The 19,650-nt window shown below is 48.1% G+C and carries 19 protein-coding genes and 1 riboswitch; of the genes, 17 read left to right on the forward strand and 2 right to left on the reverse strand.

Translation table 11 applies throughout. The features are described 5' to 3' along the window. Positions 1–24 precede the first annotated feature (24 nt). Complete coding sequence (locus NV381_RS13805; protein WP_258213878.1) at positions 25–390, forward strand: hypothetical protein; 366 nt, start codon at positions 25–27, stop codon at positions 388–390. A gap of 13 nt (positions 391–403) precedes the next feature. On the opposite strand, the gene tadA is transcribed toward NV381_RS13805, so the two are convergent. Together tadA and NV381_RS13815 are read right to left on the reverse strand one after the other, a co-directional pair. After that, the gene (gene tadA / locus NV381_RS13810; protein ID WP_258214052.1) at positions 404–841 is read right to left on the reverse strand and encodes a tRNA adenosine(34) deaminase TadA; all 438 of its coding nucleotides are present in this window, start codon (positions 839–841) and stop codon (positions 404–406) included. A 231-nt stretch (positions 842–1,072) separates the two neighbouring features. Then, entirely contained in the window at positions 1,073–1,513 is a 441-nt protein-coding gene (locus NV381_RS13815) for a thiol-disulfide oxidoreductase DCC family protein (protein WP_258213879.1), read from the reverse strand. A 183-nt stretch (positions 1,514–1,696) separates the two neighbouring features. Beyond that, a riboswitch (cyclic di-GMP riboswitch) is annotated at positions 1,697–1,787 on the forward strand. Positions 1,788–1,957: 170 nt separating this feature from the next. Here NV381_RS13815 and NV381_RS13820 point away from each other — a divergent pair. The 16 genes from NV381_RS13820 to dmpG all read left to right on the forward strand — a co-directional run bounded on the left by NV381_RS13820 (position 1,958) and on the right by dmpG (position 19,543). Continuing rightward, a complete protein-coding gene (locus tag NV381_RS13820; RefSeq protein WP_258213880.1) occupies positions 1,958–2,671 on the forward strand; it encodes a PilZ domain-containing protein in 714 nt (237 codons plus the stop codon). 210 nt (positions 2,672–2,881) lie between these two features. Next, positions 2,882–4,627 carry a sensor histidine kinase gene (locus NV381_RS13825; protein ID WP_258213881.1) on the forward strand — a complete coding sequence of 582 codons (1,746 nt, stop codon included), beginning with the start codon at positions 2,882–2,884 and terminating at the stop codon, positions 4,625–4,627. A gap of 2 nt (positions 4,628–4,629) precedes the next feature. Then, positions 4,630–6,204, forward strand: a complete 1,575-nt coding sequence (locus tag NV381_RS13830) for a response regulator transcription factor (RefSeq protein WP_258213882.1) — start codon at positions 4,630–4,632, stop codon at positions 6,202–6,204. A gap of 100 nt (positions 6,205–6,304) precedes the next feature. Next, positions 6,305–7,585 (forward strand): ABC transporter substrate-binding protein, encoded by a 1,281-nt coding sequence (locus NV381_RS13835; RefSeq protein ID WP_258213883.1) that lies wholly within the window; start codon positions 6,305–6,307, stop codon positions 7,583–7,585. A gap of 95 nt (positions 7,586–7,680) precedes the next feature. Beyond that, positions 7,681–8,559, forward strand: coding sequence for a carbohydrate ABC transporter permease (locus NV381_RS13840; protein ID WP_258213884.1), 879 nt, complete (start codon positions 7,681–7,683; stop codon positions 8,557–8,559). Then, entirely contained in the window at positions 8,559–9,389 is an 831-nt protein-coding gene (locus tag NV381_RS13845) for a carbohydrate ABC transporter permease (protein ID WP_258213885.1), read from the forward strand. Before NV381_RS13840 ends, NV381_RS13845 begins: the two co-directional genes overlap by 1 nt. A 36-nt stretch (positions 9,390–9,425) precedes the next feature. Further along, positions 9,426–10,448 (forward strand): Gfo/Idh/MocA family protein, encoded by a 1,023-nt coding sequence (locus NV381_RS13850; RefSeq protein ID WP_258213886.1) that lies wholly within the window; start codon positions 9,426–9,428, stop codon positions 10,446–10,448. A gap of 55 nt (positions 10,449–10,503) precedes the next feature. Beyond that, positions 10,504–11,496, forward strand: coding sequence for a PdxA family dehydrogenase (locus NV381_RS13855; protein WP_258213887.1), 993 nt, complete (start codon positions 10,504–10,506; stop codon positions 11,494–11,496). A 19-nt stretch (positions 11,497–11,515) separates the two neighbouring features. Continuing rightward, the gene (locus NV381_RS13860; RefSeq protein WP_258213888.1) at positions 11,516–12,766 is read left to right on the forward strand and encodes a nickel-dependent lactate racemase; all 1,251 of its coding nucleotides are present in this window, start codon (positions 11,516–11,518) and stop codon (positions 12,764–12,766) included. Positions 12,767–12,856: 90 nt separating this feature from the next. Further along, positions 12,857–13,882 (forward strand): Gfo/Idh/MocA family protein, encoded by a 1,026-nt coding sequence (locus NV381_RS13865; RefSeq protein WP_258213889.1) that lies wholly within the window; start codon positions 12,857–12,859, stop codon positions 13,880–13,882. Then, positions 13,876–15,054, forward strand: coding sequence for a Gfo/Idh/MocA family protein (locus tag NV381_RS13870; RefSeq protein ID WP_258213890.1), 1,179 nt, complete (start codon positions 13,876–13,878; stop codon positions 15,052–15,054). The genes NV381_RS13865 and NV381_RS13870 overlap by 7 nt, the downstream gene beginning before the upstream one ends. Before the next feature lie 38 nt (positions 15,055–15,092). Next, the gene (locus NV381_RS13875) at positions 15,093–16,058 is read left to right on the forward strand and encodes a sugar phosphate isomerase/epimerase family protein (protein ID WP_258213891.1); all 966 of its coding nucleotides are present in this window, start codon (positions 15,093–15,095) and stop codon (positions 16,056–16,058) included. 78 nt (positions 16,059–16,136) lie between these two features. Next, complete coding sequence (locus NV381_RS13880) at positions 16,137–16,442, forward strand: UxaA family hydrolase (RefSeq protein ID WP_258214053.1); 306 nt, start codon at positions 16,137–16,139, stop codon at positions 16,440–16,442. Then, positions 16,426–17,604: a UxaA family hydrolase gene (locus NV381_RS13885; protein ID WP_379371891.1), complete on the forward strand. Its 1,179-nt coding sequence runs from the start codon at positions 16,426–16,428 to the stop codon at positions 17,602–17,604. Before NV381_RS13880 ends, NV381_RS13885 begins: the two co-directional genes overlap by 17 nt. A gap of 26 nt (positions 17,605–17,630) precedes the next feature. Then, a complete protein-coding gene (locus NV381_RS13890; RefSeq protein WP_258213892.1) occupies positions 17,631–18,530 on the forward strand; it encodes an acetaldehyde dehydrogenase (acetylating) in 900 nt (299 codons plus the stop codon). Then, complete coding sequence (gene dmpG, locus NV381_RS13895) at positions 18,530–19,543, forward strand: 4-hydroxy-2-oxovalerate aldolase (protein WP_258214055.1); 1,014 nt, start codon at positions 18,530–18,532, stop codon at positions 19,541–19,543. The genes NV381_RS13890 and dmpG overlap by 1 nt, the downstream gene beginning before the upstream one ends. Positions 19,544–19,650: the final 107 nt, after the last annotated feature.

Below are 19,650 nucleotides of genomic sequence, written 5' to 3' on the forward strand. Positions count from 1 at the left end.
CCGATAACTAAGGAGGTCATGCCTATGAGAACATTCATAGTAGGTATGATAATAGTGATGGTGTTAGGGTTGACGGGATGCTCCAGCCCCATAGAGTTTAATGGAAAAAGCGAGAACTGGAGCGTCACCTGTTCGGTCGACCAATCAGCTAATGTAAAATCATTCTTGATACGATATACCGGTAAAGAAAATCAACCTGTTAAAGATACTAGCTATTCCTTTGTGGATAGCAAAAATTTTAACAATAGCGGCAAAAGCGAAGCTTCATCGGCAACTTTGAAAATTAGCGGGAAGTCTACTATGGATACGCCGTATGTAGATGAAGCCGCGTTTAAGCTGCATATAAAATGGAATGGCAAAGAAGAGACCATAGATTTAGCAAGGGATTAGTCCGAGCTGCTTCTTATGATTTTCCCCGCAGTCTGCGAAAAAACTGCGTCAGCATCGAGCTGCATTCCTCCTGAAGCACTCCGCTTACTACATCCACCCTGTGATTGAACCGCTCCTCTTGAAGCAAATTCATCAATGTTCCTGCACAACCCGCTTTTGGATCTGTCGTGCCATAGATGACTTGGGGAATGCGAGACTGAACTATCGCTCCTGCGCACATAGGGCAGGGCTCCAGCGTCACAAATAGCTGGCAATCCAGCAATCGCCAAGCTTGCAGATAGTCACTAGCCTGTTTAATAGCAATAAGCTCGGCATGAGCCAGTGGATCCAAAGTGGTTTCGCGAAGATTATGGCCGCGTCCAATAATTTGATTGTTCCAAACGACTACTGCGCCGATTGGCACCTCCAGCAGCGCTTCCGCTTTTCGTGCCTCGGCTATGGCTTCGTTCATATAAGGAATATAATCTTGCAAGGTACACCTCTTTTGTTCCGAAAATGGGGTGGAGAACGAACAAGTATTCGTTTTGTTAACATGCTGTGGATAACATTGTGGATAACGCAGTTATTGTTCACATTCCATTATAAAGCTCTGGGGATAAATGAGCAAAGCCCCTCAGTTTATACCAACAGATATCCCCATATGTGGATATAGGTCAAGAAGTAAAGCATCACAGATTTGCTGCTAACCGATAAATTTGCGTTTTACGTTCTCGGTCGGCATCATACAGCTGTCATACTTACCGAACAGCTTATAACGGCGCTTTGCAATCCATCGATATACGGCATCACGGAGGGGTCTGGGAACAGCTGTGAATAAATAGAATAGAGCCCAGTAGCGGCCCAATCGTTTGAAAATGTGCAAAACTGCCGAGGAACGAGTATAGACGACCCCTTTTTCAACCAAAATAACAGAATCCGGAGCTGTATCAGCCGAACGGGTTGAATCGAGCAAGGACTGTGCATAATCAGATTGAATGGGTGAAAACCGAAACACATCGGCTTTATCTTGGCGAATGAGAAACTGCACCCAACCGTTACAAAATCGACACACACCATCAAAAAGAACAATAGAGTAGCTATTCGTATCGGAATGTTCGTGTTTAGGGAATTTTTCGTCGATCATGAGACCACCTTCTATGATTTTTTTAATTTTTAGTTAAAAATTTCTTTGATTTACTATAAATTAATATTTAAATGTGACTTAAATCACGAATTAGATGATTGATTCTCATTGCCCCTAGAGCGTATAATAAAAATATGAAACGTTTAGGTCAATTTACCTAACATGAATGGTATTTTCTAACCAGATTGTTCAAGGCAAACTTGCTGAAAAGCAAGGACGCAAAGCTTAGGGTCTAAGGTCCAACGTCAAGGACTATGACAGCCTGGCCGCCGATTATTTTGTATGACAACGGTGTGCTAAGGCTGTTTCTCTCACGGAGGAGACAGTCTTTTTTTATGCAAGAAAAGCAGCAGCTTAGACACGAATGGATCTTCATCGAAAGAGCTTCGATCAGAAGCTTTTCTAATTGTAACATAGATAAAATAATCGGCGGGAGTGAATAAGATGACTAGATCTGCAGCTGCGAGCCTAAATTATGACTACAAAGATGAGAAGTATAAAAGTCCTGCAGGAATATTGATTCACAGCCGAACCGTTGTTGAAAAAGATGGGTTTGTATCAACCGGACTTCTTACTTATGCTGAAGGTGACATTATCGAAGTGGAAATACCCGAATACAAGGTTTTTAACCTTGGGGATTCTGTGAAAATAACCGTGTACTCACCTGGAGGCATTTATACCTTCTTGTCTACAATAGTGGCAAAGCATAATGGGGCTTTGATCATCATTAACCCTCCTCAAAATCAACGTCGGTTCGTGGAGAAGCGGGAGAGCCCGAGAGTTCAGGTTAACCAAAAAGGCTCATTGCACGCGGTTACCTGGCTTCATACCGATGGAAAACAAAACCTGACGGACACCATAGGTTTAACCGTCCAAAACATAAGTGTTAGCGGGATTGGATTCGCCTTGAACGATGATGACTTCGACCTCAGCAAAGCTTTCGCGATTGAGGTTGAATTGGATTTGGGCTTTAAGCTGCCTGTTGTGGCTGAAATCATACGGCGCGAAACTTTATTTGAAGGTTACTATTATGGCGCGAGGTATGTGGATATGGAATCAGAAAAAGCTACCTCCATCCGTGCATTTGTGTTGAAAATGCAAGTGGAGTCGTATTTTAAAGAGAAGGAATTAAGAGAGCTTAAGCGAGCTTTCAAATAGAGAATATATATAATCACATCCGCCTAAGGGCGGTTTTTTTGTTTTTTTAAGATAAGTTTGAACCGGCGGCTTTACCTTTCATAACCTCTTGCTGCACATTAAAATAATCCTTGTTTGCTATCAAATATTACCTTATTTCTAAGAATCCAAATTTGTTATAATGGTCAAACACTTCTAAATAAAATCGGATGGATAGGAAAGGTGAACCGGATGTACAAGCGCAGCTTGTTTGTCAAATTGCTGGTGTGGACGCTGCTGGCTACGGCGATTCCTTTTATATGCTCCAACCTGATTTCATACCGGTCTACTTCCGCTTCGCTGCAGGAGAACATGATCGAGCTGAACCAGAAAACGATGAACATTGGCATGGAAAATATGAAAAAATATTTGCAGGAGCTCAATCAGCTGTCGGTGTCCTGGTATTATGACCCTAACATGCTCAGCTATCTTTGGCTGGAGAAACCAAGCTTTGATCAGGATACGTATATCGACCGTCAGCTTTCATATTTGTTTTCAAGTCGGTCGGAGATTAAGCTGGTCAATTTCTACAGCGGGATGAGCGGACAGAAATACACCAAATTCAACTATTCCGTATTCAGCGCGGTCCCGAGACAGGTGCTCCCAACTGAACGCAAGGAAGATTGGACGAGCGTGCCCGAATATGAAATGAAGCAGGTGAACGGCGAGCGGTTTTTGACAATTAACAAAAAGATGATCGATTATCCGAAGCCTAACGTACTGGGGCTGCTGTCGATTTATTTTTCCTTGGATGAAATCGAGCGTCTTGGCAGGCAGCTGTTGGATCCGAGTCATGAAACCGTTTTTTTGTTCATGAACAATAACAAGGAGCTTCTTTATACATCCAGCGGTTTGCCGGATATTCGGAATATGCTGGAGGATGAGAAGCCCGATTTGAGAATGACCGGGGAGCGGCAAGGTTACTGGTACGGGCAATTGGATGGGAAAAAGGGCGTATTCATCACGGTAGCTGACCAATATCTCAATGTTCCACTGACGATGATTAAGTTCATTCCTTCGGATTTTATTAATCAGGCTGCTCGGCGGACGTTGGACCAGTCTATGGCGATCCAGATTATTGCGTTCGCTGTTATCATTTTGTTTACGTTCATCTTATCATACTCCACTATCGCACCGATTAAACGGCTTATCCGCAATATGACCCGGGTGGAAATCGGTCAATTCGACGTGGAGCAGTTTAAGACAAGAGAAGACGAGATTGGGATACTAGAACTTCGTTTTCAGACGATGGTACGTAATTTGAAAGATATGATTTTCCGGGAGTATCAGCAGCGCATCGAGATTTCCACAGCTCAGCTCAAAATGCTGCAAGCGCAAATTAACCCCCATTTTCTATACAATACGCTGCAATCTATTGGAACGATCGCGCTCCGCCACAGGGTAGATGAAATTAGCGACAAAATATCGCAGCTCGGGGCGATTTTGAGATACAGTATGGATTTCCATACCGAAACCGTCTATTTGCAAAAGGAAATCGAGCATATCGAGCATTATCTTTCCCTTCAGGAAAGCCGTTTCAAGAGCAAATTGTTTTACAGCATTGAATGCGAGCCGGCTGCGCTGAAGGTGATGGTCCCGAAAATGATTCTTCAGCCTTTAGTGGAAAACAGCATCATTCATGGAATTGAAAACGGGCTGGGTGCGGGGACCGTTCATCTGGACATTCATCTGGACCGCACGCTCACGATACGGATTATCGATAACGGTAAGGGAATGGATTATAACGAAATTGAACAGGTAAAGCTGCGATTTGCCGAACCGCAAGCCTATAAGCAGGATGCCGGTGGTATTGGATTAATTAATGTGCTGCAGCGGCTGCGGCTTAAATATGGCGATTCTTTTACGTGGCAAATTAGCAGCAAGCCCTATGAAAAAACAGAGATTGCTTTCATCATTCCCATTCAGGAGGAATCATAGTAATGAAAGTATTGATTGTAGATGACGAAGCGCATGTAAGAGAAGGAATCGATTTGTCCGTTGATTGGGAGAAGTTTGGCGTTACTGACAGATACATGGCCGAGAATGGCATACAGGCGCTCGAAAGCTTGAAAAATTACAAGCCCGCAGTCATGTTCTGTGATATGAAAATGCCGGTTATGAACGGAATAGAGCTGCTTCAAAAAATTCGTGAGGAAGGGCTCGACACCCACGTGATCGTCATCAGCGGGTATGATGATTTTGAATATACACGGGCTACGATCAAAGCCAATGGCATCGATTATATATTGAAGCCTTTCCGTAGAAAAGACGTTGAGGATGCGCTGCAGAAGGCAGTTCAGGCTTGGAAGGAACAGTCGGAGACAAGGCAGACCGATGCGGAACGGGAATATGTGGTGCGCAAAGCCGATGAGATGCTTGATGAGAAGAAGCTTGCTTCGTATTTCCGCGGTGAAATACAGCTTTCGTCTTCGGTGAGGAGAATTTTTGAGAAATACGGTATGCCCGGGCATGCTCTCAAAATCGCGCTGATCCTTCCGAAAAACCGGATGAGGGTGCTGGATCAGCGCTTTATGATGGATGACGAGCTGTTCTCTTTTGCTTTTCGAAATATTGCTCAATACGCCATTGGCCATCAAACCGGACATTATATATGTAGGCTGGATGACTACCAGTGGCTGCTGCTGCTAAAAGGGGGAGCCTACGGTCCTAGCGAGGCGGATTACAAGTTTTACTTGGAGCGGCTGAAGCGTGCACTGCAGCAAACGCTGAAATTGGAGGTGCTGATCGGGACTGGCGCCGGGGTCTCCGATCTTCCGCGTCTTCCTTCGGTAATTGGCGAAGCAAGAAATGCGTTGTTGAACGGCGATGTACTGTCTGATGAGACGCACACGCCAGGGATAACGTCTGCCGAGCTGCCGGCATTGATGAATCAGCAGTTTTTGCTGCAAAAGGCTATCGAAACGGGCAACAAGCCGTTCGCCACAGATATTCTTAGGAAGCATGTAAACGCTTTAAGACAAAAGGGCAAGCTGCAGCTGAAGGAGCTTCAGGTTTGCACGATGGAGGCTAACTTGCTGCTCGGCCGCTGGAAGCAGCTGGCGCAGGATCAGAAGGGCGATGCGCAGACTCCTTTTTTACCGTTGTGGATCAACGATCTGGATGAGTGGGAGCAGATGCTTATTCATCAAGTTCATTTGGTGATCGATTCCATGAACCCGCATGCATCATCCGGTCGCGGCATAGAGCAAATCAAAGACTATTTGGACAAGTCTTTTCATGAGGATACGTCATTGACATGGTTAGCCGAGCATTTTCATTTCAGTCCGCAGTACATTTCCAAAAGATTTAAGGAAGTGTATCATACGACGATTGTTGCGTATTTGACCGATTTGAAAATGGAAAAAGCGAAGGCGCTCTTGAAGGGTACCGCTCTTTCGATCGCAGACATTGCCAATCAGCTCGGCTACGAGGATGAAAATTACTTCAGCAAGGTGTTCAAAAAACAAGTGGGCCTGTCCCCGTTTCCATACCGCAAGGAGCATGAGATTAAATAATTCCTTTTTTCAGCGAGTATATTCCATGCCTGTAAACGGTTTAATTCTCTACAATACTTGTATAGCAACAACAATTAGAAGCACTTTAGGAGGGTCCCAAATGAAAAAGTGGATGTCGATGACGAGCGTGGCGGTATTGACGGTTTCTATTCTGGCAGGCTGTGCTGGAGGTCAGGAAGCGCCAAAATCAAGCGCGCCAGCGCCGCAAGGCGGGAAAGAAGCGCCGAAGGTTACACTAAAGCTGATTCAAAATAAAGTAGAGGTTACGGAGCAAGTCAAGCAAATGGCAGCCGATTACACCAAGGAAAATCCGAATGTTACGATCGATGCCCAAGTAGTGCGTGATCTGGATACGATGCTGAAAACAAGATTTGCTTCCGGGGATGAGCCGGACATCTTTTTCGCCAAAAGCTACAGCGGCGTTCAAGATTGGAGCGACAGGCTGCTTGATTTGTCCAATGAGCCGTGGATGAGCAAGGTAGACCCATCGGCATTGCCGGGCATGACGGTGAAAGGGAAAAAATTAGGATTTCCTTCTGCCATGGAAGGATATGGGCTTGTTTACAATAAAGACCTTTTCAAAAAAGCGGGCATCGATAAAATTCCGGTGACGATCACCGAACTGAAGCAGGCAAACGAGAAGTTAAAAGCTGCCGGCATTGCTTCTTATGCGGAAGGGTATAAAGAAAATTTCATTTTAGGCCGCAATTTGTTTAATTTACCATTTGCCTATATGCCGGATTCAACAGAAATGATCGCTAAAATTAGCGCTGGAACGGCCAAGGTACAAGATGTTCCTTTGATGAAAAATTTCTTTGAAGTGCTCGATATGACGGTCAAATATGGTAAAGGCGTTGAATCGGTAGGCATCAGCTACGACAACCAGGTCGCAGACTTCTCGTCAGGCAAAACGGCGATGATGCAGCAAGGGGTTTGGACTATCGACTTGATCAAAAAGGTCAATCCGAATCTGAACATCGGGCTGTTCGCGGTTCCGCTTACCGACGATCCGAACGATACGAAGCTTCCGGTAGGCATCCCGGCTTACTATGTCATTAATAAAGATTCCAAGCAAGTGGAGGAAGCGAAAAAATTCCTCGTGTGGCTTCACAAGAACGGCCAGAAGCATTTAGTAGATCAAATGCATTTCATTCCGGGCTTCACGGATTTGAAAGCAACGAACGAATTGGGACCTCTGGCTGCTGATATGAACGTGTATTTGGAGAAAAAACAGACGATTCCATGGTCTTACTTGCTGTGGCCGGCTGGAATGGACGCTCAATTCACGAAACCGCTGCAAGCTTATGTCGGCGGACAGCTGAATAAAGATCAAGCGATCGAAGAAGTACAAAAAATGTGGAATACTGCTGTGAAAAAATAATTGACATTCAATGGATCAGCCAATGCGTCGCTTCCCGACTGTTCCGGAAACGGTGCATTGGCTGATTGTGTGTAACAAAGGAAAGGAGAGCCATCATGTCACGAAGCAAAACAAGAAAAATATGGATATATATTGCCTTTGTCTCTCCGGCCGTCCTTTTTTTCGCCCTGTTTATCATGCTGCCCTTTTTTAGGGCGATTATCTTCTCGTTCCAGGATTGGAACGGAATCAGCCGTGATATCAAGTGGGCCGGATTAAGCAACTACAAGCGTCTGCTGCATGACATCGACCATATAAAATCATTTGTATTTACGATTAAATACGTAGTGGTCAGTACGATTTTGGTCAACTTGGCCGGATTTGCCCTAGCATTTGTGCTTAATATGGCGCTCAAGACGAAAAACGCGTTAAGAACCGTCTTCTTTCTGCCTCATGTTATCGGCTCGCTTATTATCGGTTTTATTTGGCAGTTTATTATTACGCGGGGGTTTCCGCAAATTGCAAGTGTAACGGGCATTTCGATTTTCGAGAAAAACTGGCTCAGCTTACCGGATTATGCGTTCTGGGCGCTTGTTCTGGTGAACGTATGGCACTATGCAGGGTACTTGATGATTATTTATCTTGCAGCGCTTCAAGGTATTCCAAGCGATTTATTGGAAGCAGCGCAAATCGATGGCGCCAACCGTTGGCACAGGCTGCGGTCCATTATTATTCCTCTGATAATGCCGGCGATCACAGTTTGTTTGTTCCTTGCTATTTCTCATGGCTTTAAAGTATTCGATCTAAACTTTGTCCTGACCCACGGGGGACCCTTTGGATCGACGGAATCGCTCGCGCTGCATATTTATTTGGACGCTTTTACGAAAAATGAATATACGTACGCATCGGCCAAGTCCGTTGTGTTTTTCCTCATATTGGCCTCGGTTACAGTCATTCAAGTGTTCTTGCTGAAACGCAAGGAGGTGGAAATGTAATGAAGGATCGTTATGATTCCGGCAAGCTCGTGATCGAGCTGGTGATGATTTTGCTTGGCATTCTATTTTTTATTCCACTGTATTTAACATTCATCAATGCATTTAAAAGGTATGACGAGGTGCTCGCATCGACATCATCGCTGCCAAGCGTCTGGCAGTTCGAAAATTTCACAACGGTGTGGAGTCAGATTCAATTTCCGGGCGTTTTTATGAACTCACTTATTATTACAGTAGGCAGCGTAGTAGGCATATTACTGATTAGTTCGGCTGCTGCTTATCAGCTCGTGCGCAATCCGGGGATATGGAGCAACATCATTTTTATGGTCATCTTATCGTCCTTGGTTATTCCATTTCAAACGATGATGATTCCACTTGTAAAAGTAGCGAAGGATTTTCATCTGATTAACTCACTGCACGGCATGATTATTATGTATCTCGGATTTGGCGTACCGCTCGCATTATTTTTATACCACGGATTTGTAAAAGGAATTCCCGTTGAGTTGGAAGAAGCGGCTACGATTGACGGCTGCGGGACAGTCGGTGTGTTCTTCCGGATTTTGCTGCCACTGCTGGCACCGATTACGACTACGATTGCGATTTTGCATACGTTATGGATATGGAATGACTTCCTGCTGCCGTTTATTATGCTGACGTCCAAAGCGAATCGGACCATTCCTCTCGCAACCTACGTTTATTTCGGGGAATATGCGAACCAATGGAATTTGGCGCTAGCGGCTTTGACGATGGCGATCCTTCCGGTTATTGCTTTTTTCCTGGCTATGCAAAGGTACATTATTCAAGGTATTACGGCCGGTGCTGTAAAAGGCTAAGGCTGGACGGAACCGACAACAGATGGAGGCAACTACATGACAACTTTGAAAATCGGCGTAATCGGCTGTGGCTCGATTGCGAGAAAAAGACATTTACCGGAGTACGCTTTGCTTCCGAACGTGGAAATTGCGGCTGTCTGCGACCCAAATGAAGAGCGGGCTAACGAAATGGCAACCCTGTACGGAGCTGCAGCCTATACGGATTACCGCGAGCTGCTGCGGCACGAAGGCTTGGACGCTGTGAGCGTGTGTACGCCTAATGCGCTGCACGCACCGATCAGTATTGCCGCATTAGAGGCGGGCAAGCACGTATTGTGCGAAAAGCCGATGGCGGTATCGGCTGAGGAAGGGGAAGCGATGATCGCAGCTGCGGAGAAAGCCGGCAAATGGCTTATGATCGGGCATAATCAGCGACTCATGCTGCCTCATAGAAAAGCAAAAGAGATTTTGGCAAGCGGTGTCCTTGGACGTATTCTCACATTCCGCAGTGCGTTTGGCCACGGCGGTCCGGAGACATGGAGCATCGAGGGCGCAGAAGGCTGGTTTTTCAAAAAAGAGCTTGCCTTTATTGGTGCTATGGGCGACCTAGGTGTTCATAAAGCGGATTTGCTCCGGTATTTGCTAGGAGAGGAAATTATCGAGGTAGGCGGGTTTGTCGGTACGCTGCACAAGCAGAACACGGACGTTGACGATAACGCAGTATGCGTGCTCAAAACCGAGAGCGGAGTGATCGGGACGCTTGCAGCTAGCTGGACTTACAAGGCTAAGGAAGACAACAGCACCACATTGTACTGTGAACACGGTATTTTGAGGCTAATCGAAGACACGACCTACAATGTGATTGTTGATCATAATAACGGTGAAAGAACGCTCCACCAAATGGGCAAAGTCGCTACAAACGAAAAGCAGACGGAAAGCGGCATCGTTCGCGAATTTGTCGGGCATATATCAGCGGATGCTAAGCCCACCATTTCCGGTGAAGAAGGCTTGAAGTCGCTCAAGGTCATTCTTGCAGCGCTGAAATCGGCGGAAACCGGGCAAATCGTACAGGTAAAATAACGGCATTACGCTGATGGTAAAAAAATTCCAACTTTTATAAGGGAGCTTGATAACGATGAAAACAAAACCGGTTCTTGGCATAACATTAGGGGATGCAACAGGCATCGGCTCGGAATTAGCGGTCAAAGCGCTGCAAATGGCCGACATTCGCAAGCTGGCGACTTGGGTCATTATTGGCGACGAACGGGTTCTAGGCCAAGGACAATCTATAACAGGCGAAACCCTTCCTTACCGTAAAATTGAAAGCACAGAGCAAATCGATAATGTGGACGATGTATATTTTATCGATTTGAATAACTTGTCTCCGGATGAATATACGCTTGGTCAATTATCGGCCGTATCAGGCAAAGCAACAGGTGAAACGTTGGAGTACGTCGTCAAGCTGGCACAGGATAAGCATTTGGACGGTTTCGTTTTTGCACCGATCAACAAGGGAGCTTTGCACAACGGGGGCTATCATTTCCAGGATGAGCTGCACTTCTTCGCATCGCTTCTGAACTGCAAGGAAGGCTTTAGCGAAATTAACGTAATGGACGATCTGTGGTTTACTCGCGTAACGTCCCACATACCGCTGAAGCAGGTCAGCGATTTCATTAAAAAAGAACGCGTCGGCCGCATTATCCGATTTGCTCACGACACGTTAACGAAGGTCGGCTTTGAAAATCCGCGCATCGTCGTAGCGGCATTAAATCCGCATGCCGGCGACAGCGGTCTGCTTGGAATGGAAGAAATCGAGGAAATTACACCGGCGATTAAGGAAGCTCAGGAGCAAGGCATTAACGTAGATGGACCTTTCCCGGCGGACACCATCTTTTTACGGTTGAATACACAGCCTTTTGATAGCTTGGTCAGCATGTATCATGACCAGGCGCAGACTGGGATGAAGCTGCTCGGCTTTAACAAAGGGGTTACGGTCAGCGGAGGCTTGCCTGTTGTTATTACAACACCGGCACACGGAACGGCTTTTGATATTGCAGGACAAGGCCGTGCTAACCCGGGTGCGATGGAGCATGCCATGAAATTGGCTGTTAAATTGGCGGGATATTGATCCGAAAGGGGATTTCAGCATGAAACTGCCACGGATGGTTCAAGTGCGACAGCATTTTACCGGACCAACGGTTGAAGATATCGAAGAAGAGGTTTGGAAGCAGCTGTCTCTCATCGGTCTGGAATCGAAGGTGATTCCTGGTGCGAGGATCGCATTAACCGCAGGAAGCCGGGGTATCGCGAATATTGCCAAGATCATCAAAGCGACGGTGGCGAAGTTAAAATCGCTTGGCGCCGATCCGTTCATTATCCCTGCCATGGGAAGCCATGGCGGGGCCACGGCGGAAGGTCAGGTAAAGGTGCTTGCGAGTCTCGGAGTCACCGAAGAGTACTGCGGTGCTCCGATTCTCTCGTCGATGGAAGTCGTGCAGATCGGGGAGACGGAGCGGGGCATTCCCGTTTATGTGGATCGTCATGCATCCGAAGGCGATGGCATTATTTTGATCGGACGGGTGAAGGTGCATACGGACTTCAAATCTCCTATCGGAATCGAAAGCGGGATAATGAAAATGTCGGCGATTGGCCTCGGCAAACATAAGCAGGCGCTTGCCATTCACAATTACGGGGTGGAAGGTATCCGCGATTTTATGCCGGAGGTAGCGCGTGTTGTGCTGCAAAAAGCGAACATCCTATGCGGACTTGCCATCGTTGAAAATGCGTATGAGCATACCGCGATGATCGAGGCCATCCCTACGGATCAGATTGAGGAGCGGGAACGCGAAATTCTTAAGTTTTCCGCGTCGTTAATGCCCAAGCTGCCTGTCGATCGGCTCGATGTGCTGCATGTTGATGAGATCGGCAAAAATTTTAGCGGAACCGGCATGGATACGAACATTATCGGCAGAATGCGCATCCTGGGCGTTGAGGAACCGGCGTCTCCGGCCATCAAATACGTCATCGCCGGAGACTTGAGCGAGGAATGCGGGGGCAATGCATTGGGTATAGGCCTTGCCGATTTAACGACCCGCAGACTATTTGAAAAAATCGATTATGTTAAAACAAATGAAAACGTCATTACGAGCACATTCCTTCAACGTGCCATGATTCCGATCATCTTGGAAAATGACCGGGAAGCGATGAGTACAGCGCTTCGCTGCAGCTGGGGGGTCAATCCCGAGCAGGCTCGCGTAATGCGCATATCGAGTACGCTGCATTTGGAGCATCTGTATGTATCGGAAGCACTGCTTCCCGAAATTGAGGCGTTGGGCCATGTAGAAATCGTTGGCGAGTTAGAGGAAATGCAGTTCGATGCGGACGGATTTTTTATATAGATAAGCTTACGAAGCAAGTTTTCTTACGAAAACTCAGATGATGCTTACGATGTTAGTTTTGCTAAAGCAAAACTTTTAGGAGGAATAACCATGGATAAAATTCGGGTCATACAAGTTGGAGCGGGCAGGTTCGGACAATCGTGGATGAAAGTGCTATGCGAATACGAGCAGGTGGAATTGGCGGCTGTCGTCGATGTCGTACCGGATAATCTCGCTACAGCTAAGTCGATTACCAATCTGCCGGACTCCCGGCTGTTCAGCAGTCTGGAAAGTGCCGTTCAAGCGGTGCAGGCGGATATGGCGTTGATCGTCACCCCTCCCCAAACGCATAAGAAAATCGCGATGGATGCGCTTCGGCTAGGCTTGCATGTCGTGCTGGAGAAGCCTTTGACGCATACATTCGATGAAGCCGTCGAGCTGTATGAGGAAAGCAAGAAATACGACAAGCACGTCATGATCAGCCAAAATTACCGCTGGAGACCATGCATCCAAACGTTGAAAAGATTGTTGAAGGAAGAAGTAGTCGGCCGTGTAGGATACATCGAATACGATTTCAGAAAAGTGATCAATGTCGGCGGCTGGCGCAACGAGATGCACGAGATACTGCTGGAAGACATGTCTTTGCATCATTTTGACATTATGAGATACGTACTTGGCAAAGAGCCCGTGGAAGTGTACGCGCAAAGCTTCAAGCCGCATTGGAGCTGGTTTAACGGCAATCCGACGGCTGGAGCGATGATTCAATTCGAAGACGATATCCGCGTTAATTATTTCGGTAGCTGGGTCAACCGGGGCAGAGAAACGACATGGAACGGGAACATCCGGGTGTGCGGAGATCTAGGAGCCATAGAAATGATCGATGATGAAATTTTGATCTGGAAAGAAGGAGAGGGCACAGAGCCTGCTTCCGTGGAGCTGGATGAAGCGCAGTATGGGGACAGAATGTCTTCGCTTCATAACTTTGTTCAATCGATTCGCACGAACACAGCGCCACTCACTACCATTACAGATAACATTAGAAGCTTCGCGCTTACGTGTGGAGCCATTCAATCGACAGAGCAGCAGCAAAAAGTGAAGCTGGACGATTTTTATAAAGAGAACGGTGCCCTATGGTAGAAATGAATAAAAAACAAGTTAACGTTGGCATGGTCGGATATAAATTTATGGGTAAGGCGCACAGCAATGCTTACAGCCGGGTCAACATGTTTTTTCCTAATGCCCCGGCAGCTCCGGTCATGAAGCTGATTTGCGGAAGAGATCGGGAAGGTGTCGAGCAGGCTGCCAAGCAATTCGGCTGGGAGGGCTTTGTTACGGATTGGCGCGAGCTGCTTAGCGGGGATGATATCGATCTGGTCGATATTAACGCTCCAAGCAATGCCCATAAAGAGATCGCCATGGCCGCAGCCAGAGCAGGCAAGCATATTTTTTGCGAAAAGCCATTGGCGTTGAATTTAGCTGATTCCCGCGAGATGCTGGAAGCTGCGGAAGAAGCCGGAATTAAACATATGGTCGGCTTTAATTACCGCTTTGCACCGGCCGTTCAATTAGCCAAAAAAATCATTAGCGAAGGCAGGCTGGGTACCCTTTATCATTTCCGCGCATGGTTTTTGCAGGATTGGATTCTCGATCCGGAATTCCCTTTGGTGTGGAGATTGCAGAAGGATGTTGCGGGATCCGGCTCACATGGCGATTTGGGAGCGCATCTGATTGATTTGGCGCACTATTTGGTAGGTGACATGTCTGAGGTGGTCGGGATGAGCGAAACCTTCATCAAGGACCGCCCGATGCCGACTTCGATGACCGGTTTAAGCGCAAAAGGAAGTGCAGATGCCCCTAGAGGTAAGGTTGATGTCGACGATGCTACTTTGTTTTTGGCGCGATTTGCGAATGGCGCTTTGGGCAGCTTCGAGGCGAGCCGATTTGCCGCAGGCCACCGCTGTACGAACTCTTTTGAAATCAACGGCAGCAAAGGCTCCATTAAATTCGATTTTGAGCGGTTAAACGAGCTGGAGGTTTATTTTACAGATGATGCAGCCGATGTTCAAGGCTTTCGTCGGGTGCTGGCGACCGATCCGGCCCACGCTTATATGGACGCTTGGTGGCCTCCAGGTCATACGATCGGCTACGAGCATACGTTTGTGCATGAAATGCTGGAAATGATGCAGGCGATCCACGAGGACCGTCAACCGGAGCCGAATTTCACGGATGGAGTTAAATGCCAGCAGGTGCTGGAAGCCGTAGAACTTTCTGTATCGGAACGACGGTGGGTAAAGGTGAACGAGCTTTAAGTATTGAAAAGCAAAAAGTGAAATGGAGAGTGAGCGCTGTGCAACTAGGCGTATTTCTAAAATTATTTCGTACCCGTTCGTTGGAAGACGCGCTGGCGCACGCAGCCAGTCAAGGCATCCAATCCGTGGAGATCGCTACGGGCGGCTATGTGGGCAACCATCATTTGAAGCCGAAGGATGTGCTTGGAAATCAGCAGGAGATCGATAAAATCAAACGTGCGGTCGAGCAAAACGGGCTTACGATCAGCGCATTAAGCTGTCATGGCAATCCTCTGCATCCGAATGCGGCTATCGCGCAGGAGCATCATGAGGACTTTATCAACTCGATCCTCTTGGCGAAGGAGCTGGGCGTGGACACGGTAGTCAATTTTTCAGGCTGTCCAGGTGAATCCGAAACATCGCAGCGTTCCGTCTGGATTACATGTCCTTGGCCGACTGATTTCTTGGAAACATTGACCTGGCAGTGGGAGGAGAAGGTGATTCCTTACTGGGAGAAGATGGGGCAATTTGCCAGAGAGCAAGGCATTAAAATCGCGGTTGAGCCTCATCCGGGCTTTGTTGTTTACAATACGGAGACGGCGATCAGGCTATGTGAGGCTGCGGGGGATAATGTCGGAGTGAATTTCGATCCGAGCCATTTGTTCTGGCAAGGTATGGACCCTGTGCTTTCGATCTTGCATCTGGGCAGCCGGATTTATCATTTTCACGCTAAAGATACATCGATTTACAAGCATAATAATGACCTGAACGGAGTGCTTGATACCAAATCGTACCGCGATATTGCGAACCGTTCCTGGGCGTTCCGTACAGTCGGCTACGGCCATGGGGCGGAATTGTGGAAAGAAATCGTTAGCGCACTGCGAACGGTAGGTTATGACGGTGCGATCAGCATCGAGCACGAGGATGGTCTGATGTCGACGCAGGAAGGCTTCAGCAAAGCGGTTCACTTTCTAAAAGATGTGTTGATCACCGAGGATTCGGGAGAAATGTATTGGGCCAGATAAATAGCTGCTCTAAACATACAACTGCTTCGGGAGAGTTCATTTCATTCAGGGCATTTAGTTGGGGGGATAAAATTGACGATTTCAGACAACGCGTACCGGGCCATCATGATGAAAAAGATGGATAACGTCGCTACAGCATTAGGAGATATTCCGGCGGGCACTGTGGTGGAGCTGCTGGTTGAGGATCTCAGCTTAAGCGTTGCTTTGCTGGATCCGATTCCATTTGGCCATAAGTTTGCTGTCAATCCGATTGCCGAAGAGGAAGATATTCTGAAATACGGCGAAGTGATCGGCATGGCCAATCGCATTATCAAGCCGGGAGAGCATGTGCACGTTCATAATTTAGACGGAAAAAGAGGCAGAGGTGATCGAGTTGGAGCTTAACACGAAATTTTGGGGATACCGCCGTTCGGATGGGACGGTAGGCGTCCGTAATCATGTCTTGATTTTACCTACTATTGTTTGCGCTACGCAATCCGCAATGCGCATTACGGAGCTCGTACAGGGGACGGTATCATTTGTTCATCAGCATGGCTGCGCTCAGGTTGGCGTTGACTATGATCAAACCTTCCGCACGTATGTCGGCATCGGATGCAATCCGAATGTGTATGGAGTCGTCGTGCTTGGTCTTGGCTGCGAAACGCATCAAGGGCGTAGCGTGGCCGATGCAATTGCCAAACGGACGGGAAAGCCGGTTGAGCTCGTTTCGATTCAGGACAATGGTGGCACCTTAATGACAATTGCCAGAGGTGCGCAAGTGGCGGCTCGGATGGTTCAGGACGCATCCATGCAGCGCAGGGAAGAGTGCGATATCAGCGAGCTAATCGTCGCTACGGAATGCGGCGGCTCGGATGCTTGTTCCGGTCTGTCGGCGAACCCGGCGGTTGGCGTTGTCAGCGACATGATCGTAGACGGCGGGGGTACGGCAATTTTGGCGGAAACATCGGAGATTATCGGAGCGGAGCATTTGCTTGCAGACCGGGCGGTGGACGACAAGGTAGCCAAGCGTGTTTATGAAGTTATTGAAGCGATGGAGCAGAAAGCTATATTCATGGGTGTCGATATCCGTACAGGCAATCCGACTCCAGGTAACATTAAAGGCGGTTTAAGCTCGCTCGAAGAAAAATCACTCGGAGCTGCGGCGAAGGCTGGTTCCCGTCCGCTGCAGGAGCTGATCAATTACGCGGAAAATCCGACGAAGAAAGGTTTAGTCTGGATGGACACGCCGGGTCAAGACATTGAACAGCTCACCGGCATGGTTGCGGGCGGGGCGCAGGTCGTTTTATTCACTAGCGGACGCGGAACGCCGACAGGCTCGCCGATTGCTCCCGTTATCAAAATCGCTACAAACACCCGGATGTTCGAGAATATGTCCGACAATATGGATATGAACGCCGGAACGATTATTGAAGGCAAGGAATCGGTGCAGGACGTAGGTCAGCGAATTTACGACGAAGTGCTGCAGGTCGCTACCGGTAAATGGACGAAAGCGGAAATTTTGAAGCAATATGACTTCGGAATTAACCGAATCGGCCCTACGTTCTAAAGATCGCTGCAGAAAGGAGAACGTACATGAATAAGATCAAGGCAGCCATATTGGGCTCAGGAAATATAGGTACGGATTTAATGTATAAGCTGGAGCGCAGCGACTTTCTGGAGCTGACTGCCGTTATTGGCATCGATCCAGAGTCAGACGGGTTGAAGAGAGCCGCTTCCAGAGGGTATGCGACCTTTGCTAACGGAATTCAAGCTGTAGTCGAAAATCCTGACATAGCCGACATTGTATTCGATGCGACTTCCGCCAAAGCGCATGTACGGCATGCTAAGGTTTTGAAGGAATTGGGCAAAATGGCGATCGATCTGACTCCAGCTGCCCGTGGGCCTTTTTTGAGCCCTGCCGTTAATTTCATGGACCATCTGGACGCACCTAACGTCAATATGATCACATGCGGCGGCCAAGCGACGATTCCGATCGTCTATGCGATTAATCAGGTGGCAGATGTCGCTTATGCAGAAATCGTTGCCACCATTTCCAGTAAAAGCGCCGGGCCCGGTACCCGGGCTAACATCGACGAATTTACGTCAACGACCCGTCGCGGGTTGGAGGAGGTTGGGGGCGCAGATTGCGGAAAAGCTCTGATTATATTAAATCCGGCAAACCCGCCGATTATGATGAGAAATACGGTGTACTGCGAAGTTCGGAATATGAATCAAGAAGCGATCACCCGGGCGGTCCATAGCATGGTAGATCAAGTTAAGCAATATGTGCCGGGTTATCGGCTGAAGCAGGATGTTTTGTTCGATGAAGAAAAAGTAACGATTCTCCTGGAGGTTGAAGGAGCTGGCGACTATTTCGAGCCGTATGCGGGCAACCTTGATATCATGACCGCTGCCGCAGTGCGGATCGGAGAGCAGTTCGCGCGTCATAAGCTGTCTTTAGCATCAGACGGGGAAGGAGTGAGCTTGAAGTGATGCCCAACAATACAGTACCGGTACGTGTAACGGAAGTATGTCTCAGAGACGGCAGCCATGCTGTCGCCCATCAATTTACAGTGGAGCAGGTTCGGGCAGTGACACGCGCATTGGACGATGCAGGCATGCATTATATTGAGGTCAGCCACGGCGATGGACTGGGCGGCTCTACGCTTCAGTATGGTCGTTCACTTGTCGATGAAATGAAGCTGATCGAAGCTGCGGTAGAGGAGTGCAGGCAGTCCAAAATTGCCGTGCTGCTCATCCCCGGCATTGGTACCGTACAGGAGCTGAAGCAGGCGCATTCGCTTGGAGCCAAGCTGGTGCGGGTCGCGACGCACATCACGGAAGCCGACGTATCGGCACAGCACCTCCAAGTTGCCCGTGAGCTTGGGATGGAGGCGCTTGGCTTTCTGATGATGGCGCATTCTGCGCCTGTCGATGTGTTGGTAGAGCAAGCGAAGCTGATGGAGAGCTATGGCGCTCAGGCCGTCTATGTAACCGACTCGGCGGGCACTTTGCTGCCGGAGCAGGTCCAAGAGCGTGTTCGCGCGCTTCGCAATGCCCTATCCTGCGAAATTGGCTTTCACGCTCACAACAACCTATCGCTAGCCGTGGCGAATACGCTCATTGCCATTCAGGAAGGCGCCACACGAATTGACAGCAGCGTCAGATGCCTCGGTGCGGGCTCGGGAAATACGCAAACGGAGGCGTTGCTCGCTGTGCTTGAGCGGCGTGGCGTCGACCTTGGCATCGATTTATTTAAAATGATGGATCTCGCCGAAGACATCGTTGCTCCGATTATGCACCGCGTACCGGAGGTCAACAAAGGCAGCTTGGCGATGGGCTTTGCCGGTGTCTATTCCAGCTTTCTGCTTCACGCAGAGCGCGCCGGAAAACGCTTTGGCGTTGATCCGCGCAACATTCTCATTGAACTTGGACGCCGCAAAGCGGTCGGCGGCCAAGAAGACATGATTGTCGATGTTGCCGCCGAATTGGCGAAACAAAAATAAACAAGCAGGGATTGAATGTTTAGATCCCCCCAAAAAAAGGCCGTTTCTCGTCCCTTCATGCCTTATAGGCCAGGGAAGAAACGGTCTTTTTATTGTTTCTAGCGTCC

Source organism: Paenibacillus radicis (ex Xue et al. 2023), from assembly GCF_024722015.1.
Classification (GTDB): Bacteria; Bacillota; Bacilli; order Paenibacillales; family NBRC-103111; genus Paenibacillus_S.

Excerpts from the sequence above, each read along its gene's own strand:
- NV381_RS13890 (WP_258213892.1), top strand. The coding sequence starts at position 17,631 with ATGAATAAGATCAAGGCAGCCATATTGGGCTCAGGAAATATAGGTACG.
- NV381_RS13815 (WP_258213879.1), bottom strand. The coding sequence starts at position 1,513 with ATGATCGACGAAAAATTCCCTAAACACGAACATTCCGATACGAATAGC.
- NV381_RS13820 (WP_258213880.1), top strand. The coding sequence starts at position 1,958 with ATGACTAGATCTGCAGCTGCGAGCCTAAATTATGACTACAAAGATGAG.
- NV381_RS13855 (WP_258213887.1), top strand. The coding sequence starts at position 10,504 with ATGAAAACAAAACCGGTTCTTGGCATAACATTAGGGGATGCAACAGGC.
- NV381_RS13865 (WP_258213889.1), top strand. The coding sequence starts at position 12,857 with ATGGATAAAATTCGGGTCATACAAGTTGGAGCGGGCAGGTTCGGACAA.
- NV381_RS13835 (WP_258213883.1), top strand. The coding sequence starts at position 6,305 with ATGAAAAAGTGGATGTCGATGACGAGCGTGGCGGTATTGACGGTTTCT.
- NV381_RS13805 (WP_258213878.1), top strand. The coding sequence starts at position 25 with ATGAGAACATTCATAGTAGGTATGATAATAGTGATGGTGTTAGGGTTG.
- NV381_RS13850 (WP_258213886.1), top strand. The coding sequence starts at position 9,426 with ATGACAACTTTGAAAATCGGCGTAATCGGCTGTGGCTCGATTGCGAGA.
- NV381_RS13830 (WP_258213882.1), top strand. The coding sequence starts at position 4,630 with ATGAAAGTATTGATTGTAGATGACGAAGCGCATGTAAGAGAAGGAATC.
- NV381_RS13825 (WP_258213881.1), top strand. The coding sequence starts at position 2,882 with ATGTACAAGCGCAGCTTGTTTGTCAAATTGCTGGTGTGGACGCTGCTG.
- NV381_RS13860 (WP_258213888.1), top strand. The coding sequence starts at position 11,516 with ATGAAACTGCCACGGATGGTTCAAGTGCGACAGCATTTTACCGGACCA.
- NV381_RS13845 (WP_258213885.1), top strand. The coding sequence starts at position 8,559 with ATGAAGGATCGTTATGATTCCGGCAAGCTCGTGATCGAGCTGGTGATG.
- NV381_RS13840 (WP_258213884.1), top strand. The coding sequence starts at position 7,681 with ATGTCACGAAGCAAAACAAGAAAAATATGGATATATATTGCCTTTGTC.
- NV381_RS13870 (WP_258213890.1), top strand. The coding sequence starts at position 13,876 with ATGGTAGAAATGAATAAAAAACAAGTTAACGTTGGCATGGTCGGATAT.
- dmpG (WP_258214055.1), top strand. The coding sequence starts at position 18,530 with ATGCCCAACAATACAGTACCGGTACGTGTAACGGAAGTATGTCTCAGA.
- tadA (WP_258214052.1), bottom strand. The coding sequence starts at position 841 with ATGAACGAAGCCATAGCCGAGGCACGAAAAGCGGAAGCGCTGCTGGAG.